Source organism: Streptomyces sp. NPDC104761 (assembly GCF_055583445.1).
In genome coordinates, this window is sequence record NZ_JBVJNZ010000011.1 from 233267 (window position 1) to 256497 (window position 23231).

Consider the following 23231-nt stretch of genomic DNA (forward strand, 5'->3'; position numbering starts at 1 on the left):
ACCTGTACGTTTCCGAGTCTCGACGATTCCTCTGGAGCCCCTGTGCGTCGGCCTCTCATCGCACCGCTCTCGCTCATCGCCGCCCTGGTGAGCATCCCGGCAGCCGGCCCCGCCTTCGCCGACACCGCCGACACCGTGCTGCCCGTCGTCTCCTCGGTCGGAGGTGACCCGGACGACGTCGGCTACCTGGAGTTCCACGCGACGTCCGACACCGCGATCGACGCCGGCTCCATCACCGCGCAGCTCACCCTGCGCGTCTCCGGCGACCGGCCGGTGACGACCGTCACCGGGTTCAGCCTCGTCTCCGGCACCACGGAAGAGGGCACGTGGCGCAGCTCCGACCGGATGTCCCTGGGCACCCACGGCGTCTACGACACCACCGTCGACCTCGCCGACGCGGACGGTGACCACCCGACCTACGTCGGCCGGGGTGTCGTCCGCTACGAGGACGTGCCCGTCTTCACCGACACCGCCCTGGACCGGACCACGGTGGACTTCGAGCACCAGACGGTGACCGCCACCGGGAAGGTGTCGACGTTCGATCCGGCCACCGGAGCCACCACCCCCGGCTGGACCGGGAGCGAGGTGTACCTCACCGGGACACGGTCGGCGGGATCGAGTCCCTACGAGATCGGGGCGGCCGTCCAGGCCGACGGCAGCTACCAGGTCACCGCCCCCGTGCGTAACTCCGTGTACGTGTACGCGGTGCAGCAGGACGACCAGACGGTCGGCACGGACCCCGTACAGGTGTCCAGGACGACCAGCCCGACCCGGGTCGTCTTCGACAAGGCGGCGGACACCGCCGCGTACGGCCGCTCCTACACGGTCAGCGGCACCGCGCAGTACCTGAGCCCGACGACGGACACCTGGACGCCGCTGCCTGCCGCCGACCACGACACCGAGGTGCTCCTGACCGGCCCGAACGGCACCCACGCCTACGAGCTCGGCACCGGAGGCCGGTTCAGCGAGACGCTCGCCACGGTGACCGGTGACACCAGCTGGACGGCGGGCGTCGGAGGCTTCGCCTTCCTCCAAGGCGGCAACGCGCAGGCCACCCTGCACGCCCTCTCGCACTCCACCCTTGCCTGGTCCGACCACACCTTCACCGGTGCCGGGGCGGTCCGGGTCAAGGGCCGCCTCAGCGCCTCGGCGGGCCCGCTGCCCGCCGGCCGCGTCCAGCTCCAGCAGTCGGCGGACGGCCGTACCGGCTGGACGACGGTGGCGACGGTGACCCCCGACGCTACGGGCGCCTTCGACGCCTGGCAGACGCTGCACAAGCCCACCGGCTACCTGCGCCTGTACTACCCCGGCACCGCGGACGCCACCGCCACCACGACCGGCGTCGTGCACCTGACCCGTGCGGTCACCCGCATCACCGGCTTCAACGCCTCGCCGGAGCCGGTGCGCAAGGGCCGGACCCTGACCGTGACGGGGACCCTGCAGCGCCAGAACGGCTCCACGTGGACGGGCGTGTCCGGCCAGCACGTGACCATCCGCTTCCGCGTCGCCGGAGGCAGGACCAGCACCGGTATGGCGACCGTGACCACGGGCAAGGACGGCAGGTTCACCCTCACCTTCACCGCGAAGCAGGACGGCACCTGGAGCGCCGCGTACACGGCGACCAGTGCGTACCTGAACAGCACGTCCGCCGGCGACTACGTCGACGTACGCTGACCGCTTCTCCCGTCCGACGGCGGGTGACCCGGCGGCGAGGGCACGTGAGGGGCACGACTGGGGCACGGCCCGAGGGCCCCGGATCATGTCCCGAGGGTGCTGTCGGCTGCCGGCTGACGAGTGACGAGAGCGGCCTTCTGAACGCCGAGGAGCGAGGCTTCCTCGGCCGTGGCCTGCCCGGGGGCTCGGGCTGCTCCACGGCGTGGCTCACGGTGATCCCGATGGCGGCCATGCGGTTCACGACACCCACGCGGATGCATAGGTGGCCGAATCTCCACAGCGAATGCGCAACTGCGGCACGGGGGCATTCGGTTGGTGCGGAGTTGTCCGGGTCGGAGCTGTCGTGGCAATGGCTGTCGGTTTCCTGTGCGCGGCTCCATGTAGAGAAGCTGCCCTCAATTCGTGTGCATGCGCGCATGGATGAGTAGTCGACCGTTCCAACTGCCCTGCTGAGAGCAGTGAGTGACTGGATGCCGGGCACGCTCCGTGATTTGATCCTTCGCACCGCCTGGATCGCGCCAAGACGTCCGGAAACGGATGGCGCGGGCCTGCGGTCGCGGCCCATCGGCAATCCCCAGCTTGGCCGCTCCCCCCTTGTGGAACATCCATACGAAGGGCAGTTTCATCATGAACTCCGCTCCCCAGGTTCAGACCCTTGAAATCCCTGACGCCGAACTCGACGCCGTTTCCGGCGGCCTGAGCCCGCAGGTCGGCATCGTCGCCGGCCCCACGGCGGTCAGCAGCTCGGACCTCGTGACTCAGTTCGGTGCGGTCAAGGACGGGGTCCTGGACACCGTCGGCCAGTACCACCAGGTCGGCGTCACCGTCTCCTTCTGATCGTCGAACCGCCAGATCGCCGTTACCGGCAGCCTGACCGCCGATCGGCGTCCACGGCGACGAGCCCCCTACCCGCGGATCTTCGCTGGTAGGGGGCTTGGTCATGGGCGGTTGCTTCTTCTTGTCACGGGTCCTGTCGGAGATCTTCGCGACCTGCGCTTTCCTCTTCGGCGATGCTTCGTCTCGGGTGGCTGAAACGGGGTGTGCGCTCGTCACCGTGTCCGGCGGGGTCCGACTGGCCTCGCGGCCGGAGTGGTAGGGCATGGGGCATGCGCTCATCCGACTGGTACCTGACCCATGATGTCGACGAATTCCTCGCCCGCGCGGGGGAGTTCCTGCGTTCGCGTCCCGGCCCGCACGTCATGCAGTCGACGTGGGCCGAGAGGGTGCGGGCGCGGGGGGCGGAGGCGTTCGGCACCGGCGTTCCCGTCTTCGGGATGCTGGAGCGGGGCGGTGAGGTGCACGCCACCTGCTACCGCCTCCCGCCCCGTGGGTTCGGCCTCTCCCCGCTCACGCCCGAGCAGGCCGACTCGCTCGCCGACCGGCTGGCCGACCTCGGGGACTCCGTTCCCTCCGTCAGCGCGGACCACGGCACGGCCACCGCTTTCGCCGAGGCCTGGCAGCGGCGCACCGGCGCGACGCCGACGCTCCGGGAGACGCGGCTGAGCCTGTACCGCCTCGGCTCGCTCACTCCGCCGGACCCGCTGCCGGCGGGCCGGGGCCGCGTCCTGGGCGAGCAGGACCTCGAAGAGACCATGTTCTGGTGCGGCGAGTTCGCCAAGGCCGTCGGGGAGGACGTGGTCATCGACGCGGGGACCTGGGCCGGGACGCGCTTCGCCGACAAGACCTACACGCTCTGGGAGACCCCGGACGGCACTCCCGTCTCCGTCGCGGGCCTCAATCCGCTGATCGGCGGCCAGATGCAGGTGGACGTCGTCTACACCCCCGCCCACCTGCGCGGCCGCGGTTACGCGGCGGCCGTGACGGCGGAGGTGAGCCGGGCCGCGCTGGCCGCGGGCGCCCACGACGTCGTCCTGTTCGCGGACCTGTCCAACCCCGTCAGCAACGCCCTCTACCAGCGCCTCGGGTTCGTCCGGCTCAGCGAGTGGTCCGGATACGACTTCTCGGCAGCCCCGCCGGCAGCGGGGATCAGCCGGTGAGCCAGTCGTTGATGCGCTTCTCCCCTTGCCTGTCGTCGGTCGTCTCCATGAACTCGCGGCGGTTGACGAGCAGGTAGATGGCGCCCGGGGACGGAGCGGCGGGTCAGGACAGGTCAGGGAGATCCGCTGGTGCAGGCGGTCCGAGGCGCAGCCGACGCTGAGGGTGAACGTCCCCGGCTCCCCCACGGTGCGCAGCCGCTCGTCGACGACGTGGAGGCGGGTGCGGCCGTCCCGGACCCCGCCCGGACCAGTTCCCGAAAGTCTGCGTCCGCGCATCTTTCGTAGCTGCCGCGGCATTCCCAAGTCGCGGCGGGCGGCACGCGGATACCAGAGATCAGCCCCTCAGATCTCGTAGTCCTCCGCCAGCTCCTCCCAGGCCACCTCCCGCAGCCCCTGGTCCGCGTCGTGGCCCGACGGTGGCTGAGGCGTGGCCTGGAACCAGACGATCGTGAGGGCCGAGCCGTGCAGGACCGGGTCGATGTCCGTGGCGACGGGTGCGGAATCGAACAGACCGATGCAGGTGACCGGCGGCAGGATCTCCACCGGGCCGAAGGGGCCGACGCGGGCGGCGCGGGCGTCGTCGGGGTGTTCGCGCGGGGGCGGGACGAGATGGGTCGGGGTGTGCGGGTACTCGGCGGTGGCCGCGGCCACCATGCGTGTGATGCGACGGTCGTTGAGGGCCTGGTGCGGATAACCCTCCAGCAGCCCGCCGTACGTCGACGAGAGCCGGAGGTGGGAGAGACCGATCACGCGGCCGGAGGTGAGGACGACACGGGTCAGGGTCATGGGGGCAGGTTAGGCGGGGGCGCGGCCGGGGTGCGTTCGGTTTTTTCAGGGCCCCTGAGGACCCCCGCAGGACCCCCGCAGGTCCCCTCAGGGCTTCTCGGCCTCATGGGGCCGCCTCATGGGTCCTCTCGCCTTTCGCCTCTCGCCTCTCAAGGCCGCTCAAGGAGCCTCAGGGCCGGTGGCCGGTCATGCGGGCCGCCGACGCGATCGTCGCGCGGGCCTCCTGTTCCGTGAGGCCCGTGTGGACCGCCGCGTCGATCAGCGGAGCTCGCAGGGCGCGGCCGATGCCGTTCTCGTAGGCGCGGCAGGCCGCCCAGAAGAGGCGGGTGTTGCGCTGGCCCTCGTGGGCGGAGAGGACGAACTGGACCAGGCCCTGGCCACGGTTGCCGACCGAGGGATGGGTCGCCGGGTGCGGCGCGCGGGGCGGCGGGAGCAGGAGGCGCAGCAGGGACGGGGGACAGGGCGCGGGGACCAGGTGCTCGGTGCCGGGGGCGGTGGCGTAGACGCCGTGCTCGGTGCGGGAGCCGGGGCCGACCAGGTAGCCGCCGGCACCGCGGATGTCGATGCCGGGGGCGAGCCGGCCGGCCGAGTTGGGGACGACGGTGTCCGGCGGTCCGGTCAGCCAGAGGTGGCGCCCGCCGCTCGGGGTGAGGACCACGACCGTCGGCGGGATGGTGAAAAGGTGCCGCAGGGCCAGTTCGCGCAGGGCGCCCGTGGCGTCCGTACCGCCCTTCACGTCCAGGTCGACGCCGATCAGGCGGTGCGGGGGCAGCCCGCAGGCGATGCCGTAGCCGGTCGCCCAGGGTGCCGCGGCGAACAGTTCGCGGATGCGGGTCGGGTCGGTGGTGGCGTCGTACACCCCGTGGCCGGGGCGGCCGCACTCGCCGTGGCAGGGCGGGAGTGCGGCGTCGGGGTCGTGGCGGTGCGGGGAGCGCAGGGCGGGGAGCTTCGTGCGGGACAGGGGGATGACGGCCAGGCCGCGCTCGGCGGCTGACAGGGCGTGTGCGAGGGCCAGCGTCGTGGCCTGCCGATCGGTGGTGGCCATGCATCCATGTTCGTACGTGCGTTCGAAAAAAGGAAGGGGGTGCCGGTGTGACACGCCGGGGGCGGAGTTCTGGGCGCGGATCGGCAGCGGAACGATTTTCCCCTTGGGAGGCCTGATGGGGGTGGTTGTCCGGAGTGGTCACTGCTGGGGCGGAAGTCGATCAAAGGTGGCGAAAGGGGTTTATCGACTTGTCATCACGCTTGAGGGCGAATGAGGGCTTCCGGGGTGGTTCGCCGGGGATTCGGTGGGCAACTCTGGTCTCGCGACGTCGAAGACAACCACCGGAGCGGTCGGCCAACTGCCCGGTAAACAGGCTTACTTGACGAACCTCCGGCACAGCCGGGCTCTGAGAGGAAACAACATGGCAAGCATCCGTACCGCCCGCGTTCTCGCCGCCGTCTCCGCCCTTCCGCTCGCCGCGGCCCTCTTCGCCGGTGTGGCGGCGGCGGACAACGGCGCCATCGCGGGCAGCGGATCGAGCGCCAACGCCGGCACGGCGGGCATCATCGGCAGCGGGGTCGGCCACAACAACAACGGCAACTCCTCGACCACCCAGCAGAACGCGGTGGGCAACGGCGCCTCGAACCAGAGCAACACCGCTCAGGTCAACCACTCCGCCTGGACCGCGATCCAGCAGGGCAACGACAACGTCGCCGTCCACTTCACCCGGCTGTGGTAAGCCCCGTCTGAGCCCTGGTGGGGTGTGGTCTGTGGGGATGGGCAGTGCGTCCGCGCGGCGGTGCTTCGGCGCCGCCGCGCAGGCGTTTCCGCCTCCTTCGGGCACTCTCCTCGGCTCCCTGCCGCCTCCTGTCGCCTCCTGTCGGCCCCTGTCGGCCTCCTGCCGCCCGCCCGTCGCCCTCCTCTCGACCTTGACAGTGAGCCATATCTGACGGACAGTCAGAAACCATGCATCTGGCTCCCACCGAACGCCAGCAGCGGCTGCGCGCCGAACTGCGCGCCTACTTCGCCTCCTTGATCCCGTCCCCCGTCCCCGACGACCCCGCCGAACGCCGTGCCCTGCTGCGCCGCATCGGCGCGGACGGACTTCTCGGTCTCGGCTGGCCCGTCGAGTACGGCGGCCAAGGGCGGGGCGCCGACGAGCAGTTCGTGTTCTTCGACGAGGCGTACCGGGCCGGCGCCCCCGTCTCGATGGTCACCCTGAACACGGTCGGACCGACGCTGATGAAGTACGGCAGCGCGGAGCAGAAGGCCCGCTTCCTGCCCGGCATCCTCCGCGGCGAGCTCGTCTTCGCCATCGGCTACAGCGAACCCTCGGCAGGCACCGACCTTGCCGCGCTGCGTACCCGGGCGGTGCGGGACGGGGAGGGCTGGCGGATCGACGGGCAGAAGGTCTTCACCTCGGGCGCCCAGCACGCCGACTGGATCTGGCTCGCCTGCCGCACCGACCCCGAGGCGCCCAGGCACCGCGGCATCTCGATCCTTCTCGTCCCCACGGACGCGCCCGGGTTCTCCTGGACGCCGATCGAGACGGTGGGCGGGCAGATCACGACGGCGACGTACTACGACGGCGTCCACGTCCCCGCCGGCAGCCTCGTCGGAGCCGAGCACGACGGCTGGTCGCTCATCACCAACCAGCTCAACCACGAGCGGGTCGCCCTCGCCGCGACCGGCATGCAGGCCGAGGACTTCTACGCGGCCGCGCTCACCGCCGCCCGTACCCCCGATCCGGTGAGCGGCCGGCGCCGCGTTGACGAGCCGTGGATTCGTCTTCGACTGGCCGAGGCGCATGCCCGACTGGCGGCGAACCGCCTGCTCAGCTGGCGTCTGGTGGGGGACGCGGGGGCGGGCCGGCTGGCCCCCGCGGAGGCCAGCGGGGTGAAGTTCGCGGGAACGGAATCGGCAGTCGCGACGTATCGCATGTGTCAGGAGATCGTCGGCGAGGCGGCATTGGTCCGGTCCGGTTCGCCGGGGGTGTTCGGGGACGGAGAGCTGGAGCGGCTCAACAGGGCGGCGCAGATCAACACGTTCGGGGGCGGGGTGAGCGAGGTGCAGCGGGAGATCGTCGCGACGATGCGGCTCGGGATGCGGAGGGGTGGCCGTGGCCGGGGGGACTGACGAGCTGGGGGCGCGGCTCAAGGCGTACGAGGGGCAGCCGGCCTCCCGGGCGGGCACCGGCAGGGACCCGGTCAACCTGCCCATGATCCGGCACTGGTGCGAGGCGATGGGCGACACGAACCCGGCGTACGAGGGGCCCGACGCGATCGCCCCGCCCACCATGCTCCAGGCCTGGACGATGGGCGGCCTCTCCGGCAACCCGGCACGCACCGGCGCGTACGACGAGATGTCCGCCCTGCTCGACGCGGCGGGCTGTGTCTCGATCGTCGCCACCGACTGCGAGCAGGAGTACCTGCGCCCGCTGCGGCCGGGCGACGAGCTGGTCTTCGACACGGTGATCGAGTCGGTGTCCGCGCGGAAGACGACGAAGCTGGGCACGGGCTACTTCGTCACCACGCGCACGGACATCCGGATCGGCGAGGAGCTGGTGGGCGTCCACCGCCTCCGCGTCCTGAAGTACGCGCCCGCGGGGCGGCCGGCCAAGGCTCCGCCGCGCCCCCGTCCGGTGGTCAACCGGGACAACGCCGGCTTCTGGGAGGGCGTGGCCGGGGAGCGGCTCCTCATCCAGCGCTGCACCGGCTGCCGCACCCTGCGCCACCCCTGGCTGCCGGGCTGCAACGCCTGCGGTTCCCTCGACTGGGACACGGTCGAGTCGTCCGGCGAGGGCACGGTCTGGTCGTACGTCGTGATGCACCACCCGCCCTTCCCTGCCTTCGACCCGCCATACGCGGTCGGCCTGATCGAACTCGCCGAGGGCGTGAGGATGGTGGGCAGCGTGGTGGGGGTGCCGTACGACAAGGTGCGGATCGGGCTGCCGGTACGGGTGGAGTTCCGCCGGTACGAGGACGAGGGCGGGGGGGCGACCCTGCCCGTCTTCCGGGCCGCCGACACGCTCGGCGCCCTCGGCGTTTCCGGCGAGTACGGTGCTTCCGCTTCCGCTTCCGGTGCCTCCGGTGCTCCCGGCGTGGAGGCCTGACATGGACTTCGCGCCCACCGAGGACCAGGCCGAGGCCCGTGACCTCGCCGCGCGGATCTTCGCCGACCTCGCCACCCACGAGCGGCTGCGCGCGGCCGGCACCGGCAGCGACCCGGAGCTGTGGAAGGCGCTGTGCGGGGCGGGACTGGTCGCCGCGGTCGCGGAGCTGGGCCTGCTGGGGCTGGTGCTCCTGCTGGAGGAACAGGGGCGTACCACGGCCCAGGTGCCGTACGCGGCGAGCTGCGTGTACGGACAGCTGGCGATCGCCGCGCACGGCACCGACGACCAGCGGGCGCGACTGTTGCCGGGGATCGGGGACGGCTCGGTGGTGGTGGCCGGGGCGTTCCCCGCCCAGCGGGGGGTACGGCCGTGCGCGCGGGGCGGGCTGAGCGGCACCGTCCCCGTCGTCCCGTGGCTGCGGGACGCCACCCACGTCCTGGTCGCGGACGCCGGCCGGCGGCTGTGGCTGGTGCCGCTCGGCGAGGGCACCGGCACCCGCACCCACACCCACACCCACACCGGCACCCGCACCCACACCGGCACCCGCACCCACACCCGCATCGAGGAGATCGAGCTGACCGCGCCCTGGTCGGCGGGGCGGCTCACCCTCGACGAGGCCCCCGCCGAGATCCTGGGTTCCGGTCCCGGCCCGGATTCCGGCCCCGACGTCTACGCCGACGTCCTGGCCACCGCCCGCACCGCCTTCGCCGGTCTCCAGGCGGGCGTCTGCGCGGGCTCCCTCGCCCGGGCCGTGGCCCACACCAACACCCGCGAGCAGTTCGGGCGCCCGCTCGCCACCCGGCAGGCCGTCCAGCTCCGGGCCGCCGACGCCCACATGGACACCGAGGCGATCAGGGTGACGGCGTACGAGGCGGCCTGGCGGCGGGACGCCGGTCTGCCGTACGCCACGCACGCGCTGACCGCGGCCTGGTGGGCGTCCGAGGCCGGGCAGCGGGTCGTGCACACGGGCCAGCACCTGCACGGCGGCGCGGGCGCCGACGTCGGCCATCCCGTGCACCGGCACTTCCTGTGGGGCCGGCAACTGGACGCGTATCTGGGCAGCGGGGGCGAAGTGCTCCAGGAACTGGGGGAGTTGATCGCGAGTGGGAGTTGAGACGACCCGGCCGGGCGTGGGCACCGAGCTGCCGCCGCTGGAGATCCCGATCACGCGGACGCTGATCGTGGCGGGGGCGATCGCCTCCCGGGACTACCAGGACGTGCACCATGACGCCGAACTGGCCCGGCAGAAGGGCTCGCCGGACATCTTCATGAACATCCTGACGACGAACGGCCTGGTCGGCCGGTACGTGACCGACTACTTCGGTCCGGCGGCAGAGCTGCGCAGGGTCGCCATCCGGCTCGGCGCACCCAACTACCCGGGGGACACGATGGTGCTGACCGGCCGGATCGAGGAACTGGACGACGAGCGGGGGACGGCGACGGTCCGGGTGGTCGGCGCCAACGGCCTCGGCAACCACGTGACCGGCACGGTGACCCTCACGTTCGCCGAGGCCACGGTGACCGTCACCCTCACCGACGAGGCGGACTCATGAGCGTGCGCGGCCGGGACTCGCTCGGCGGGCGGGCGGCGGTCGTCGGCATCGGGGCCACCGAGTTCTCCAAGGACTCGGGGCGCAGCGAGCTGCGGCTGGCGGCGGAGGCGGTGCGGGCCGCGCTGGACGACGCGGGGCTGGCCCCGGCGGACGTGGACGGCATGGTGACGTTCACGATGGACACCAGCCCGGAGATCACCGTGGCGCAGGCCTGCGGGATCGGCGAGCTCTCCTTCTTCTCCCGCGTCCACTACGGCGGCGGCGCGGCCTGCGCGACCGTCCAGCAGGCGGCGCTGGCGGTCGCGGCCGGGGTCGCCGAGGTGGTCGTCTGCTACCGCGCCTTCAACGAGAGATCGGGCCGCCGCTTCGGCTCGGGTGTGCAGCACCGGGAGCCGTCGGCGGAGGGCGCGGCGCTCGGCTGGGTGCTGCCGTTCGGGCTGCTCACCCCCGCGTCCTGGGTGGCGATGGCGGCGCAGCGCTACCTGCACACGTACGGGCTGACCCCGGAGGCGTTCGGGCCGGTGGCGGTGACCGGCCGCGCGTACGCGGCGACCAACCCGGCCGCCTGGTTCCACGGCCGCCCCATCACCCTCGCGGACCACGCGGCCTCCCGCTGGATCGTCGAGCCGCTGCGGCTGCTGGACTGCTGCCAGGAGACGGACGGCGGCCAGGCCCTCGTCGTCACGTCGGTGGAGCGGGCGCGCGACCTGCCGCATCCGCCGGCGGTGATCGCGGCGGCCGCGCAGGGGGCCGGCCGGGCCCAGGAGCAGATGACCAGCTTCTACCGGGACGACCTGACCGGGCTGCCGGAGATGGGCGTGGTGGCCCGCCAGCTGTGGCGCACCAGCGGACTGGCCCCGGCCGACATCGACGTGGGGATCCTGTACGACCACTTCACCCCGTTCGTGCTGATGCAGCTGGAGGAGTTCGGGTTCTGCGGGCGGGGGGAGGCGGCGGACTTCGTGGCCGGGGCGCGGCTGCCGCTGAACACGCACGGTGGCCAGCTGGGGGAGGCGTACCTGCACGGGATGAACGGGGTGGCGGAGGGGGTGCGGCAACTGCGCGGCACCGCCGTGAACCCGGTACCGGGGGCGGAGCGGGTCCTGGTGACGGCCGGCACGGGCGTACCGACGTCCGGGCTGGTCCTGACCTCGGACGGGTGAGGCCGGACCCCCGGGGTCCTCCTCCCTCAGGGGTAAACCCGCAGGAGTTCCACACCCGTACTCCACCTTCAGGAGGTGTAGGCAGCCCCACCCCTACAACCTGAGGGGGATTCGGCTTCGGGACCTGCGGCCGATCCGCGGTGACACCGGCCGCTCATAGCGTGGAGCCATGACCACACCCGTCTGCACCAGCGCTTCGGACGCCGCCGCTGTCTCGGCGCGGCAGACCCGCCCGTACGCCCGCCCCTCCTACCCGTCGTTCGCGTCGTACGTCAGGGCCCGCCAGCCCGTCCTGCTGCGCACCGCCCGGTCGCTCACCGCGAACCCGAGCGATGCCGAGGACCTTCTCCAGACCGCGCTGGCCAAGACCTACGTGGCCTGGGAGCGGATCGAGGACCACCGGGCCCTCGACGGCTATGTGCGCCGGGCGCTGCTCAACACCCGGACCTCGCAGTGGCGCAAGCGCCGGGTCGACGAGTTCGTCTGCGACGAGATGCCCGAGCCCGAGCCGGTGCCCGGCGAGGACGACCCGGCCGAACGGCAGGCGCTGCACGACGCGATGTGGCGGGCGATCATGAAACTCCCGGCGCGGCAGCGGGCGATGGTGGTGCTGCGGTACTACGAGGACCTGAGCGAGGTACAGACGGCCGAGGTGCTCGGGGTCTCGGTGGGCACGGTGAAGTCCGCCGTGTCGCGTGCGCTGGGCAAGCTGCGCGAGGACCCGGAGCTGGACCTCGCACGCTGACCGGCCGCCCTTCGGGACGTCCTGAACTGCCGGAGCGCCCGCGGTGTTCGAAGCGTCCGAACAGGCTTTGTTGGCTTTCTCCTAGTGACATACCACTTGGTATGTGAGCAGAATCAGCGCAGCCCCTTCACCACCGAGTAGGCAATGTCGCCCCCGGGAGGACGCCGTGCTGAGCACCATGCAGGACGTACCGCTGCTGATCTCAAGGATCCTGACCCACGGGTCGGGGGTCCACGGCACGTCACAGGTGATCACCTGGACCGGCGAGGGTGAGCCGCACCGTCGCAGCTTCGCCGAGATCGGCGACCGCGCCGCCCAGCTGGCGCACGCTCTGCGGGACGACCTCGGGGTTCAGGGCGACGACCGCGTGGCCACCCTGATGTGGAACAACGCGGAGCACACCGAGGCCTACTTCGCGATCCCCTCCATGGGCGCGGTCCTGCACACCCTCAACCTCCGCCTGCCCGCCGAGCAGCTGGTCTGGATCGTCAACCACGCGGCGGACAAGGTCGTCCTCGTCAACGGCTCGCTGCTGCCGATGATCGCGCCCCTGCTGTCCAAGCTGCCGACCGTCGAGCACCTCGTGGTCTCCGGTCCGGGCGACCGCTCCCTCCTCGCCGGCGCGACCGTGGCCGTGCACGAGTACGAGGAGCTCCTCGCGGGCAAGCCGACCGGCTACGACTGGCCTGAGCTCGACGAACGCCGGGCCGCCGCCATGTGCTACACCTCCGGCACCACCGGCGACCCCAAGGGTGTGGTGTACAGCCACCGTTCGATCTACCTGCACTCCATGCAGGTCAACATGACCCAGTCGATGGGCCTGACCGACCAGGACACTTCCCTGGTCGTCGTGCCGCAGTTCCACGTCAACGCCTGGGGCCTGCCGCACGCCACCTTCATGACCGGCGTCAATCTGCTGATGCCGGACCGCTTCCTGCAGCCCGGCCCGCTCGCCGAGATGATCGAGCGCGAGCGCCCCACGCACGCGGCCGCGGTCCCCACCATCTGGCAGGGCCTCCTCGGCGAGCTCACCGCCCGCCCCCGGGACGTCTCCTCCCTCACCCAGGTCACCATCGGCGGCGCCGCCTGCCCGCCCTCCCTCATGACGGCCTTCGACAAGCTGGGCATGCGGGTCTGCCACGCCTGGGGCATGACCGAGACCTCCCCGCTCGGCACCGTCTCCCGCCCGCCGTCCCACGCGGTCGGCACCGCGGAGGAGTTCGCCTACCGCCTCACCCAGGGCCGTTTCCCGGCCGGCGTCGAGGCCCGGCTCAGCGGCCCCGGCGGCGAGCGCCTCCCCTGGGACGGTGAGTCGGCGGGCGAGCTGGAGGTGCGCGGCCCCTGGATCGCGGGCGCCTACTACAACGGCCCCGACGCCGAACCCCTGCGTCCCGAGGACAAGTTCAGCGCGGACGGCTGGCTGAAGACCGGCGACGTCGGCACCATCTCCCCCGACGGCTTCCTCACCCTCACCGACCGGGCGAAGGACGTCATCAAGTCCGGCGGCGAGTGGATCTCCTCGGTCGAGCTGGAGAACGCGCTGATGTCCCACCCGGACGTCGCCGAGGCCGCGGTGGTGGCCGTACCGGACGAGAAGTGGGGCGAGCGCCCGCTGGCCACGGTCGTCCTGCGGGAGGGCTCCACGGCCACCTTCGAGACCCTGCGCGTCTTCCTCGCCGAGGAGGGCAAGATCGCCAAGTGGCAGCTCCCCGAGCGCTGGACGGTGATCGAGGCGGTGCCGAAGACGAGCGTCGGCAAGTTCGACAAGAAGGTGCTCAGGAGGCGGTACGCCGAGGGCGACCTGGACGTCACCAGCCTGTGAGCTGTCCTCAGCTTCTGAGCGCCCCGCACTGAGGCGCCCCGAAAGGGGCGCGGGGCGGCAGCCGATGTGCGGCTGCCGCCGCGTGGGCGCGACCGGCCGCGGACAACCCGCGGCCGAAGGCCGGCAGTTCCCCCAACGGTGCCCTCAGTTCGTCCCGATCCGGGCCAGCAGATCAACGATCCGGCTCTGCACCTCGGCACTCGTCGACCGCTCCGCCAGGAACAGCACCGTCTCCCCCGACGCCAGCCGCGGCAGGTCCGCCTGGTCGACGGCCGCCGTGTAGACGACCAGTGGCGTCCGGTTCAGCTGCCCGTTCGCCCGCAGCCAGTCGATGATCCCGGCCTGCCGGCGGTGCACCTGCATCAGGTCCATCACCACCAGGTTCGGCCGCAGCTGCCCGGCCAGCGTCACCGCGTCCGCGTCGCTCGCCGCCCGCGCCACCTGCATCCCGCGCCGCTCCAGGGTCGAGGTCAGCGCCAGCGCGATCTCCGCGTGCTCCTCGATCAGCAGCACCCGCGGCGGATGCTGCTCGCTGTCCCGGGGCGCGAGCGCCTTCAGCAGCACGGCGGGGTCGGCGCCGTACGCCGCCTCACGTGTCGCCTGCCCGAGACCGGCCGTGACCATCACCGGGACCTCGGCCGCCACCGCCGCCTGCCGCAGCGACTGCAGCGCGGTCCGGGTGATCGGCCCGGTCAGCGGGTCCACGAACAGCGCCGCCGGGAACGCGGCGATCTGCGCGTCGACCTCCTCACGGGAGTTCACGATCACCGGCCGGTAGCCGCGGTCGCTCAGCTCCTGCTGGGTGGTGACGTCCGGCGCGGGCCACACCAGCAGCCGGCGCGGGTTGTCCAGCGGCTCCGGGGGCAGCTCGTCGTCCATCGGCTGCGGGCGCGGCGGGTCCGCGACCTCGACCGCCCCGCCCGGACCGTCCAGCGGCTCCGGACCCTCGGCGGCGTTCACGTCGGGGGCGCCTATCGCGTACGACCGTCCACCGCCCTCGGTGGCCCCCACCAGCCGGGACTGCCCGGCCAGCGACGGCTGCGGCAGCGGCTGGGCGGCGACCGGCTGCTCGGCCGGCGGATGCGGCCGTGCGGACTGCGCGGGCCGGGCGGACTGCTCGGCCCCCGGCTGCTCGGCGACGGTACCCGGATCGGTGCGCGTGCCCAGCTTGCGGCGCCGCCCGTTGCCGCCCGGCTGGTGCGGGGGCGGGGTCGGCGTCGGCTGCTGCACCTGCGCGGCCTGCCGCGAGAACGGCACCCCCTGCCCCAGCGTCCGCACACTGAACGCCCGGCCCTGCGTGGAGTCCGGATCGACCGGTGCCGGTGCCGGTGCGGGTGCCGGTGTCGGTGTCGGTGCGGCCGCCTCGGCGGGCAACGGCTGCGCGGCACGCGCCGGTTGGGCGGCCGGGGTGTCGTCGGCGCCCGGCCACTGCTGCGGTACGGGTGCCACCGGCGCCGCCTCCGCCGGGAGCGGCAACGGCTGGGCGGGAACCGGCGCGGGTCCGGCGGCCGGGGCGGGCTGCCCCGGGGCCACCCGAGCGGCAGCCGGCGGCCGCGGCTGGTTCTGCGGCGCGGACGGGGCCGGTACGGCCGTGCCGGGGGCGCCTGCCGCCGGGGCACCGGGGCCACCGGCCGGCGCGGCGACCTGGCCCGCCGTCGGCCCGGCCTGCGCCGGGATGCCCTGCGGCTGTCCGGGCTGTCCGGGCTGTCCGGGCTGGACGGGGACGCCCTGCGGCTGCACCGGCTGCCCCGGCTGCTGTCCGGGAACGGCCGCCTGCGCGGGCACCGTCGGTACCGCCGCGGCCGCCGGTGTGTTCTCGGCAGGCGGCTGGCCCACCGCCCGCCGCCGGCGGCCGGTCGGCGCTTCGGTGGGATGCGGCTGCGGCGGGGTGTGGTCCTCGGACTGGTCGTGCGCCACGGCGTCGTGCCGGCCCTCGTCGCCGGCCGCCTCCACGGCTTCCCTCGCGTCGACCGGCTCGGGGCCGCGGTCGGCCGCCGCGGGCGGCAGCGCGAAGACCGGGCGTGGCCCGGCCTGCTGCTGCTCGGCCCGCTCGGCCGCGGCGGCCAGCGCTCGTCGCCGCCGTCCGCCGGACTGGCTCTCGTCATACACCGGCTCGGCCGCCTGCCCGGACGGTGCCGAGGGCAGCGCGGGCGGCAGCGCCTGCGGCTCGTCGGGCTCGCGCCGGGCGCGCCGCCCCGACGCCGGTGCGGGCACGGGCACGCCCTGCGGGGGAACGGTGCCGCCCAGCCCGGTACCCGAGGCCGCCGCCCCGGCGCCCTGCTCGGCCGCCGTCACCACGGCACCCTCGGCGACCCCCGGGCCGCCGCCGTCGGCCGGGCGTCCGCGCCGCCGTCCGGTACCGCCGGACGCCGGCTCCGCGCTCTCGATCGCCGCGGGCCCGCTCTCCGGACCCGCCGCCTCCGCGGCCCGCCGGCGCCGGCGCCCGGTCGGCGCGGCCGGGGCCTCGCCCTCGCCGGCCGCGTCGCCCGGCACGTCGCTCTCCAGGAAGGCGTCCACGGAGGACCGCCGGGCCCGCCGCCGCCCACCGGCACCGGACTCGTCGGCGGCCGCGACGAGCTCCACCTCGGCACCGGGCGGCGCGGGCACCGCCCCGGCGCCGCCCCCGATCGGCACCTCCAGCACGAACGCGCTGCCGCTCATGCCGGGCACCTCGTGGGTCTGCAGGACCCCGCCGTGGGCGCGCACGATCCCGCGCACGATCGGCTCGTGCACCGGATCTCCCCCGGCGTAGGGACCGCGCACCTCGATCCGGACGACCTCGCCGCGCTGCGCCGCCGCGACCACGACGGTGTTGTCCATGTAGCCGCCCGCGGAGACCGGCGCGTTGCCGGTCGCGTCGACCCCTGCCACGTCCGCGACGAGATGCGCGAGCGCGACGGCGAGCCGCTGCGGGTCGACCTCGGCCTCGATGGGCGGCGCGTGCACGGCGAACTGCACCCGACCGGGTCCGATCAGCTCCACCGCCCCGTCCACACCGGCGGCGACGACGGCGTCGAGCATGACCTTCGTGCGGTTGATGTCCTCCGACCCCGCGTCCAGCCGCTGGTAGCCGAGCACGTTGTCGATGAGCTGGGTGATCCGCGAGTAACCGGCCGAGAGGTGGTGGAGTACCTGGTTGGCCTCGGGCCACAGCTGCCCGGCGTCGTCGGCGGCGAGCGCGGCCAGTTCCCGGCGCAGCTCGTCGAGGGGACCGCGCAGCGACTGCGCGAGCAGCGTCAGCAACTGCTCGTGGCGCCCGGAGAGGGCCTCGTACCGGTCCTTCTCGCGCTCGCCGAGGGCCGCGTACCGGTCCTCGCCGGCCGCCAGTTCCTCGGCGTGCCGTTCGAGCAGCTCCTCGACCTCGGTGACGTGCTTCTGGCGCAGCGCGGTCAGGTCGGAGGCGTGCTCCTCGGAGAGCCGCTCCAGCTCCTCGGCGTGCGCCTTCTCCTGGGCGGTCTTCTCGTCGACGACGGAGTCGTACGGCCGCCGGTCGGTGAAGGTCATCACGGCGCCGACCAGCTGGTCGCCGTCGCGCACCGGCGCGGTCGTCAGGTCGACCGGCACCTTCTTGTCGCCCTTGGCCCACAGCACCTGTCCGCGCACCCGGTGCTTGCGCCCGGAGCGCAGGGTGTCGGCGAGCGGCGACTCGGCGAACGGGAAGGGGGAGCCGTCGGCGCGCGAGTGCAGCACGAGGTCGTGCAGCTCCTTGCCGCCGAGCTCACCGGCCCGGTACCCCAGTATCTGGGCGGCGGCCGGGTTCACGAGGACGATCCGCCCGTCGGTGTCCGTGCCTACGACGCCCTCGCTCGCCGCCCGCAGGATCATCTCGGTCTGCCGCTGCGAGCGGGCCAGCTCGGCCTCGGTGTCGACGGTGCCGGTCAGGTCGCGGACGACGAGCATCAGCAGCTCGTCGCCGCTGTAGCCGTAACCGTCGTAGGCCTGCTGACCGTTCTCCAGGTTGGCGCTGGTGACCTCGACGGGGAACTCGGTCCCGTCGGTGCGCCGGGCGATCATCCGGGTCGGCTTGGTCCGCCCCTGCGGGTCCATGTGATCGGGCCGCCGCATGGACCCGGGGATCAGTCGAGAGTCGAACTGGGGAAGCAGGTCGAGCAGCCCGCGTCCCACCAGCGCGGTGCCCGGGGTCTCGAAGGCCTCCAGGGCGATGGTGTTCGCGTTGACGACGGTGCCGTTGGCGTTGACCAGCACCAACGCATCCGGCAGCGCGTCCAGTATGGCTGCGAGGCGAGCAGCGCCTCGGGATGGCCTGCTGCTCACGAGACGCTTCCTCCCTGTTACCGCACCTTGCCGACCGCTCGGGCCATCTTGCCAACCGGCCCGCGGCGTGTCACGCGAGGGAGTCTAAAGGCACCGGTTGCGCTGGCGGCGCCGGATGAGAGGGAGGTCGCACGACGAAGTGACGGCGAACATGTGACCGACACGCCTCGCCTCCGCCATATCTTCGCGAGACTTTTGCGCGCGCGGGGGCTGCGCCCGTGCAACGCCTGTGCCCGCCGGCGGCCGGGCCCGTCCGTCAGCCGAGATCACCCGGTGTGCCCGGATCGGGCAGCAGGGGCACCATCCGGTCCCAGCGGCCGATCTCGCAGCCGTTGCTGCGGTCGTACGTCGCGTCGACCGGGCGGCCGGCCCAGGTCCCGGTGACCCGGGCGGTGGCCGGGCCGCCGTAGAGCATGGTGCAGGCGGTGCCCGGGGCGACCGGCGCGAAGGTGTCCCGGCCCCAGCGGGTGTTCCGGTCCAGCACCCGGCAGGCCCCGGCCACGTCCGGGTGGCTGCCGGCGCCGGGGTGACAGGACAGCTCGTACGTCCCGTCCCGCCCGTCTCCGGCGTGGCGGACGGTGACGGTGAGGTGGTCGCCCACGGCGGCGGAGGCGGGCAGGGCGGGGACGGACCCGAGGACGGCGGCGACGGCCCCGAGGGCGCCCCGCACGGCGAAGTGCGACATGTCCTGCCCAACGCTCACCCCGGCCGGACGTTGCGCGACGCCCCCGCCGGAGGGAAGGGCTTTGCCCTGCGGCCCGGCTGCCTAGTACCGTGGGAGCCGATTGGTGACAGCACGCTCGACTGTGTCATCATCTGCACGCACCACTCGCGCTCACGCGGGCGGCTGTGCTGGAGGCGTCGCCTAGTCCGGTCTATGGCGCCGCACTGCTAATGCGGTTTGGGCCTTAAAGCCCATCGAGGGTTCAAATCCCTCCGCCTCCGCACCTGACTCAGGGAGTCCAACCGTTTCGGTCTGGGCTCCCTGATTCGCGTTCATGGCCCCGCCGGCCTCCCGGAACCCGCCCGATACGGCGTTTCCGCAGCTCACAAGGGGTGCGCCGAACGGATTTCACATGGCGGCGGCAGTCATGTAATGTTCTTCCTGTCGCCGCGAGCGGGCCGGAAGGGCCGGGAGCGAAGACAGGAAAACAGAACAACAAGCACTCGTAGCTTAACGGATAGAGCATCTGACTACGGATCAGAAGGTTGCAGGTTCGAATCCTGCCGAGTGCACAGAGATCAAAGGCCCCGGATCACTACGGGGCCTTTGGCGTTCCGGGGTCCGGGGTCGTACAGCAACGGCTGATGTCAGCGGTTGATGTCAGCCGCCGTCGGCCCGTGACCCGCCCATCGCTTCGGACAGCTTGCCGAGCGCGGCCCGCACCTCCTCCTCACTTGCTTCCGCGTAGACCTCCATCGTCATGGCGATCTGCGAGTGCCGGAGGATGCGCTGTGCCACCTTCGGGTGCACCTTCAGGGCGACCAGGAGCGAGCTGCACGTGTGCCGGGTGTTCCGGAGCGGAATGACCCGGAGGCCGGCGCGACGGGCCCGCAGGGCGAACATTCGGATGAGGTTGCCGGGCTCGATCGGCGTCCCGTACTTCGTCGTGAAGATGAGCCCCCGGGTGTCCTGCCAGAGATCAGCCGCCTTCCGGTCGCCCGTCTGCTGAGCGCGCCGCATTCGGAGCGCCTTTAGTCGTTGTCTTGATCGGCTCCCGCTCGTTGCTCCGTGCATGGACATAGTTCAGCGTCTGGTGCCGGACGGGCGGTGGGAGATTTTCCAGGACGTGGCGCCGGAGCCGCCGGTACGCGCCCAAGGCGGAGGCCGGCGGCGGTGCGATGACCGCGCTGTACTGGCCGCGATCATCTCCGTCGCCACCTCAGGCTGCACCTGGCGGCAACTACCGCCAGTCTTCGGCGCCTCCTGGCAGACGGTCCATCGCCTCTGGTTGCGTCCTTGGAAGTGGTGTACGGGCTCCCACCTGATCCGGGCGTTTGTCCTGGCGTCGTAGTGAGTGCCCGGATATGAGAACGGCCACCGGCTGATCTTCGAGATGTCTAAGGCTCGAAGGAGATCAGCACGACGACCGCACCTGACAGTGTGCCCCTGTACGCCCTCGCGGAGGACAACCTTGCCGCGGCGAGTCCCGATCTGCTGCGCGCGATGATCAAGGCCTTCGCCGACGCACTCATCTCCGCCGAGGCCGACGCCCTCTGCAACGCCGAGTTACGGGCGCTAGCTGCACCATCGGCCGGCGCCCGTCGCCTTGGCACGGCCATTGAGACTTCATCGATCACGTGGGCATGCGACCGCCTTAGAGCTTGAACGTGCCCTACGACCGGGAGTCGCGATCCCGCAGGGCACCGACGCTGCCACTGGCATCACTGAAATGCTCATAGGCGTGAGCCTGCCGCCGCGCGTCACGAAAGGCTCTCGTGGCCGTCTCTTCGATTTGCTGCCCATCCGGACTCGAAACCATCCGGCGTCGGTCACGGCGTACCAGCACGATCAAGGCCGCCGCCACAATGGAGGCGAGCGCAAACGCAGTCAGCACCAGGTAGACCATCGGCTCCCCCGAATGTCTCAGACCGCGCCGTGCGATCTGGCGCCTCGGCACTGATCACCAGGGGCTGCGAGGGAAGCGTACCCATCGGCCATCACGGCTGAACAGGCCAGCTCTCGCCGGCTCAGACCCCACTCGCATACCCCCCGATCTTGTAATCGGGCTACGACGTCTTCATGTCCGTGCTCAGGAGCGGCTGTACAGCAGCGAAGTACAGCAACCGCCGCAACTGCAGCCGACTCTGACCAGCCTTAAGCAGCCAGAGGACCAGCCCGGCGGACCTCAGCGACCGTCCCGCCCGTAGTTCGCATCGAGAAAGTCACCGGTGCACGGCCCTGTGCCACTCTCGTGCCAGAACGGGCGGGGAGTCACGGGGAGTCGGGGTGCGCAACGGTACAGCCGCCGGACTCCGCCCAAGATAGGCAACCCGCAGGTCAGGGCCGCGATCGCCCAACCTCGCTCCTAAAGTGGTGCTCGGCTCCCGCCCTGCAGTGCGCTACTGATCTCCAGAAGGCGCCCCTCGGGCAGAGCGAATGCGTTGCTTGGGTTTCGGTAGGAATGCCCACCGTCGTTGATCCAGACGCCGCCCGCCGACGTCCACCGAGCGGGAGCCCATTGGCCCTGGTTCTTGAGGAGCATCCTTGCCACCTCGGCGGGCTCTTCGATCAGGGTCAGAGCCGCGAGCGCAGGGGCGAGGGCCGCGGCTGCATCGTCAGGAAGCAGCGCGTCGCCGAGTGTGGGGAAGAGCAGCAGGAGACGGGCGTCAGCATCACCAATGCCTTCAGATACCGACTGCCGGGCAGCGGACAGCAGTTCCGGCCAGGACATGCCGGGCCCCATGAAGTGACCGTCGATCACAGCGAGGGTTTCCGCTTCGGGCCAAGCCGGCTGATGGATCAGGTAGTCCACGCCCCATCCGTCCACGAAGTTGCGGTAGACGATGTAGATGGTGTGACCAGAGCGCAGCGGCACACTGAACACCGGCCACTCATGCTCGGCGGACAGTGTGCGATACAGCCCCATGGCCGCATCCCAGTCGGCGCCGAACGCGGCTCGTTGTGCGTCCTCCCCACGCAGGCAGGAGCCGAGGTGCACAGGCCAGAACAACGGATCGTCCAGGTAGGCGTCGCCCCGGACCAAGGGGCCGCCTTCGTATCCGGGGATCTTGAGCACGTGTAGATGATGGCACGCGGGACAGTCACCGCGTCAGGAGCGCGGTTCAGCCCTCTTCCGTCTCAGTTTCCGTCTCATTCAGCGCCGTTCACGGCCGTTCAGACGAGACCGGGGGCGGTAGCCGCCCAGACCGACCGGCTGCCCATGAACGGAGGCGAACGGCCCTGCCCAAGGCGCCCTCAGCCACCACCACAGTGGGAAAGCGCGCGCGTTCGAGCGCCGAGGAGGACCGCCGCGGCCGCGTTGTCAGAGGGCGATGAGATCGTGCGCCCATGGACACGCTCTTCGGTCTCCCCTCACCGGAGACACCCGAACATGCCGTCATCGCCCACTATCGCCTGAGTGACGACCAGTACGGATCACGTGCTGAGCGCGACGCGATCTTCGATGCCGAGCGGGCCATGGCCGCCGCAGTGAAGAAGGCGGGAGTCGGCGAGGTCGACGGGAACGAGTTCGGTGGAGGTGAGGTCGTGCTGTATGCCTACGGAGCGGACGCTGAAGCGCTCTTCAAGGTCATGGAGCCGACGCTTCGCGGTCTGCCGTTCAGGCCGGCGCACGTCGTGTTGCGACAGGGCAGTCGCGAGAGGGAATCCCGAGTGGATCTGTGATGCGGTAGAGCAGCGAAGTACAGCAACCCCAGCAACCGGCAGCGCCCCGCACCGGCCCCCAAGGCACTCTCGGCAGCCTGTATGACCTCCAATGACCGATCTCTACAGAGCTACGTATCAGAAGGTTGCAGGTTCGAATCCTGCCGAGTGCACAGAGATCAAAGGCCCCGGATCACTCCGGGGCCTTTGGCGTTCCGGGGGCGTACAAGTGAGAAGTCCTGCGTCGGCTCATCCCCGGGAGAGGGAGTCACGATGACCTACGGCTGACCGGCTCACCTTCGAGGACTTCCGGGCGCACGTGGCCGGTGCGAACCTCCGGTGGATCAGGAACGCCCTCGAGTCCCCCGGGTCCCTCGAGCCCTTCGTGGCCGCACCTCCGGGATCTGGCCGGTGGAGAGTGTCCCCCTCGGCGACCCCGACCAGGGCGTGGTCCGGAAGCGACCTGCCGTCCTGGCCGTCATCGGAAACGTTTTGCCCAGGTGTGGTCGCCGTCATGGGTCATGTCGTCGTGAAGTGGGGAAGCCTCATGGTGCGGTGGGGTCGGAACCGGCGTCGACGCCCTGTCGCTCGGGAGGACTTGGGGCCAGGGCCGATGAGATCAGGCCGCACCCGGGCCGGCGGCCCCTGCGTGCTGGCCCTCGATTGATCCGTGTGCTTCCCTGAGACGAGAACTGAACAGCGCTACCTCTTCCGCAACTCGGCGTCCGACGGCGCCGGTTGCGGCCCGACGCAGGTTGACATCCGCGGGGTTCGGAACACCGGCCGAGGTCC

18 protein-coding genes, 2 tRNA genes and 4 pseudogenes are annotated in these 23231 nt (G+C 71.8%); 16 read left to right on the forward strand and 8 right to left on the reverse strand.

Features of this window, described 5'->3' with window-relative positions; all coding sequences use genetic code 11:
* The first annotated feature begins 42 nt into the window (after positions 1 to 42).
* On the forward strand, positions 43 to 1674 hold the full coding sequence (locus tag ACZ63F_RS28450; protein ID WP_469714959.1) for a hypothetical protein: 1632 nt from the start codon (positions 43 to 45) through the stop codon (positions 1672 to 1674).
* Between the two features lie 119 nt (positions 1675 to 1793).
* On the opposite strand, the pseudogene ACZ63F_RS28455 reads toward ACZ63F_RS28450, so the two are convergent.
* Positions 1794 to 1921, reverse strand: a pseudogene (locus ACZ63F_RS28455) (GntR family transcriptional regulator); the annotation flags it as partial.
* 380 nt (positions 1922 to 2301) lie between these two features.
* Here ACZ63F_RS28455 and ACZ63F_RS28460 point away from each other — a divergent pair.
* Positions 2302 to 2511 carry a hypothetical protein gene (locus ACZ63F_RS28460; protein ID WP_469714962.1) on the forward strand — a complete coding sequence of 70 codons (210 nt, stop codon included), beginning with the start codon at positions 2302 to 2304 and terminating at the stop codon, positions 2509 to 2511.
* 269 nt (positions 2512 to 2780) lie between these two features.
* Entirely contained in the window at positions 2781 to 3671 is an 891-nt protein-coding gene (locus ACZ63F_RS28465; protein ID WP_469714965.1) for a GNAT family N-acetyltransferase, read from the forward strand.
* A gap of 342 nt (positions 3672 to 4013) precedes the next feature.
* Here ACZ63F_RS28465 and ACZ63F_RS28470 read toward each other — a convergent pair whose 3' ends face one another.
* Entirely contained in the window at positions 4014 to 4457 is a 444-nt protein-coding gene (locus ACZ63F_RS28470) for a hypothetical protein (RefSeq protein WP_469714968.1), read from the reverse strand.
* Between the two features lie 169 nt (positions 4458 to 4626).
* On the reverse strand, positions 4627 to 5502 hold the full coding sequence (locus ACZ63F_RS28475; protein ID WP_469714971.1) for a bifunctional DNA primase/polymerase: 876 nt from the start codon (positions 5500 to 5502) through the stop codon (positions 4627 to 4629).
* Positions 5503 to 5863: 361 nt separating this feature from the next.
* Here ACZ63F_RS28475 and ACZ63F_RS28480 point away from each other — a divergent pair, with 361 nt between their 5' ends.
* From ACZ63F_RS28480 to ACZ63F_RS28515, 8 genes are all read left to right on the forward strand, one after another.
* On the forward strand, positions 5864 to 6181 hold the full coding sequence (locus tag ACZ63F_RS28480; protein ID WP_469714973.1) for a hypothetical protein: 318 nt from the start codon (positions 5864 to 5866) through the stop codon (positions 6179 to 6181).
* Positions 6182 to 6408: 227 nt separating this feature from the next.
* Positions 6409 to 7578 carry an acyl-CoA dehydrogenase family protein gene (locus tag ACZ63F_RS28485; RefSeq protein WP_469714975.1) on the forward strand — a complete coding sequence of 390 codons (1170 nt, stop codon included), beginning with the start codon at positions 6409 to 6411 and terminating at the stop codon, positions 7576 to 7578.
* Positions 7562 to 8554 carry a bifunctional MaoC family dehydratase N-terminal/OB-fold nucleic acid binding domain-containing protein gene (locus ACZ63F_RS28490; protein ID WP_469714977.1) on the forward strand — a complete coding sequence of 331 codons (993 nt, stop codon included), beginning with the start codon at positions 7562 to 7564 and terminating at the stop codon, positions 8552 to 8554. Before ACZ63F_RS28485 ends, ACZ63F_RS28490 begins: the two co-directional genes overlap by 17 nt.
* 1 nt (position 8555) lies before the next feature.
* Positions 8556 to 9668 (forward strand): acyl-CoA dehydrogenase family protein, encoded by a 1113-nt coding sequence (locus ACZ63F_RS28495; protein ID WP_469714979.1) that lies wholly within the window; start codon positions 8556 to 8558, stop codon positions 9666 to 9668.
* Positions 9658 to 10107, forward strand: coding sequence for a MaoC family dehydratase (locus ACZ63F_RS28500; protein WP_469714981.1), 450 nt, complete (start codon positions 9658 to 9660; stop codon positions 10105 to 10107). The genes ACZ63F_RS28495 and ACZ63F_RS28500 overlap by 11 nt, the downstream gene beginning before the upstream one ends.
* Complete coding sequence (locus ACZ63F_RS28505) at positions 10104 to 11270, forward strand: lipid-transfer protein (RefSeq protein ID WP_469714983.1); 1167 nt, start codon at positions 10104 to 10106, stop codon at positions 11268 to 11270. Before ACZ63F_RS28500 ends, ACZ63F_RS28505 begins: the two co-directional genes overlap by 4 nt.
* Positions 11271 to 11439: 169 nt before the next feature.
* Positions 11440 to 12015 (forward strand): SigE family RNA polymerase sigma factor, encoded by a 576-nt coding sequence (locus ACZ63F_RS28510; protein ID WP_403428316.1) that lies wholly within the window; start codon positions 11440 to 11442, stop codon positions 12013 to 12015.
* Positions 12016 to 12193: 178 nt separating this feature from the next.
* Positions 12194 to 13837, forward strand: coding sequence for a long-chain fatty acid--CoA ligase (locus ACZ63F_RS28515; RefSeq protein ID WP_469715191.1), 1644 nt, complete (start codon positions 12194 to 12196; stop codon positions 13835 to 13837).
* A gap of 144 nt (positions 13838 to 13981) precedes the next feature.
* Here ACZ63F_RS28515 and ACZ63F_RS28520 read toward each other — a convergent pair whose 3' ends face one another.
* Positions 13982 to 18112 (reverse strand): hybrid sensor histidine kinase/response regulator, encoded by a 4131-nt coding sequence (locus ACZ63F_RS28520; RefSeq protein ID WP_469714986.1) that lies wholly within the window; start codon positions 18110 to 18112, stop codon positions 13982 to 13984.
* A 256-nt stretch (positions 18113 to 18368) separates the two neighbouring features.
* Positions 18369 to 18797 (reverse strand): SSI family serine proteinase inhibitor, encoded by a 429-nt coding sequence (locus tag ACZ63F_RS28525; RefSeq protein WP_469714988.1) that lies wholly within the window; start codon positions 18795 to 18797, stop codon positions 18369 to 18371.
* Positions 18798 to 18966: 169 nt separating this feature from the next.
* Here ACZ63F_RS28525 and ACZ63F_RS28530 point away from each other — a divergent pair.
* Positions 18967 to 19057 (forward strand) — tRNA-Ser (locus ACZ63F_RS28530).
* Between the two features lie 218 nt (positions 19058 to 19275).
* Positions 19276 to 19348: transfer RNA gene (locus ACZ63F_RS28535), tRNA-Arg, on the forward strand.
* A gap of 88 nt (positions 19349 to 19436) precedes the next feature.
* Here ACZ63F_RS28535 and ACZ63F_RS28540 read toward each other — a convergent pair.
* Positions 19437 to 19811 (reverse strand): annotated as a pseudogene (locus ACZ63F_RS28540) (tyrosine-type recombinase/integrase); the annotation flags it as partial.
* Between the two features lie 37 nt (positions 19812 to 19848).
* Between ACZ63F_RS28540 and ACZ63F_RS28545 the strand changes: the two are divergent.
* A pseudogene (locus ACZ63F_RS28545) lies at positions 19849 to 20058 on the forward strand (transposase); the annotation flags it as partial.
* Positions 20059 to 20189: 131 nt separating this feature from the next.
* Positions 20190 to 20342 (forward strand): annotated as a pseudogene (locus ACZ63F_RS28550) (IS256 family transposase); the annotation flags it as partial.
* A gap of 106 nt (positions 20343 to 20448) precedes the next feature.
* On the opposite strand, the gene ACZ63F_RS28555 reads toward ACZ63F_RS28550, so the two are convergent.
* Both ACZ63F_RS28555 and ACZ63F_RS28560 read right to left on the reverse strand, forming a co-directional pair.
* On the reverse strand, positions 20449 to 20682 hold the full coding sequence (locus ACZ63F_RS28555) for a hypothetical protein (RefSeq protein ID WP_469714990.1): 234 nt from the start codon (positions 20680 to 20682) through the stop codon (positions 20449 to 20451).
* Positions 20683 to 21141: 459 nt separating this feature from the next.
* Positions 21142 to 21852, reverse strand: coding sequence for a hypothetical protein (locus ACZ63F_RS28560; RefSeq protein ID WP_469714992.1), 711 nt, complete (start codon positions 21850 to 21852; stop codon positions 21142 to 21144).
* 272 nt (positions 21853 to 22124) lie between these two features.
* Between ACZ63F_RS28560 and ACZ63F_RS28565 the strand changes: the two genes are divergently transcribed.
* Positions 22125 to 22460 carry a hypothetical protein gene (locus tag ACZ63F_RS28565; protein WP_469714994.1) on the forward strand — a complete coding sequence of 112 codons (336 nt, stop codon included), beginning with the start codon at positions 22125 to 22127 and terminating at the stop codon, positions 22458 to 22460.
* Positions 22461 to 23231 lie beyond the last annotated feature (771 nt).

What these genes read in the sequence shown, in the direction of transcription:
- ACZ63F_RS28460 (WP_469714962.1), top strand. Translation starts at nt 2,302, where the DNA reads ATGAACTCCGCTCCCCAGGTTCAGACCCTTGAAATCCCTGACGCCGAA.
- ACZ63F_RS28465 (WP_469714965.1), top strand. Translation starts at nt 2,781, where the DNA reads ATGCGCTCATCCGACTGGTACCTGACCCATGATGTCGACGAATTCCTC.
- ACZ63F_RS28470 (WP_469714968.1), bottom strand. Translation starts at nt 4,457, where the DNA reads ATGACCCTGACCCGTGTCGTCCTCACCTCCGGCCGCGTGATCGGTCTC.
- ACZ63F_RS28475 (WP_469714971.1), bottom strand. Translation starts at nt 5,502, where the DNA reads ATGGCCACCACCGATCGGCAGGCCACGACGCTGGCCCTCGCACACGCC.
- ACZ63F_RS28480 (WP_469714973.1), top strand. Translation starts at nt 5,864, where the DNA reads ATGGCAAGCATCCGTACCGCCCGCGTTCTCGCCGCCGTCTCCGCCCTT.
- ACZ63F_RS28485 (WP_469714975.1), top strand. Translation starts at nt 6,409, where the DNA reads ATGCATCTGGCTCCCACCGAACGCCAGCAGCGGCTGCGCGCCGAACTG.
- ACZ63F_RS28495 (WP_469714979.1), top strand. Translation starts at nt 8,556, where the DNA reads ATGGACTTCGCGCCCACCGAGGACCAGGCCGAGGCCCGTGACCTCGCC.
- ACZ63F_RS28505 (WP_469714983.1), top strand. Translation starts at nt 10,104, where the DNA reads ATGAGCGTGCGCGGCCGGGACTCGCTCGGCGGGCGGGCGGCGGTCGTC.
- ACZ63F_RS28510 (WP_403428316.1), top strand. Translation starts at nt 11,440, where the DNA reads ATGACCACACCCGTCTGCACCAGCGCTTCGGACGCCGCCGCTGTCTCG.
- ACZ63F_RS28515 (WP_469715191.1), top strand. Translation starts at nt 12,194, where the DNA reads ATGCAGGACGTACCGCTGCTGATCTCAAGGATCCTGACCCACGGGTCG.
- ACZ63F_RS28525 (WP_469714988.1), bottom strand. Translation starts at nt 18,797, where the DNA reads ATGTCGCACTTCGCCGTGCGGGGCGCCCTCGGGGCCGTCGCCGCCGTC.
- ACZ63F_RS28555 (WP_469714990.1), bottom strand. Translation starts at nt 20,682, where the DNA reads ATGGTCTACCTGGTGCTGACTGCGTTTGCGCTCGCCTCCATTGTGGCG.
- ACZ63F_RS28565 (WP_469714994.1), top strand. Translation starts at nt 22,125, where the DNA reads ATGGACACGCTCTTCGGTCTCCCCTCACCGGAGACACCCGAACATGCC.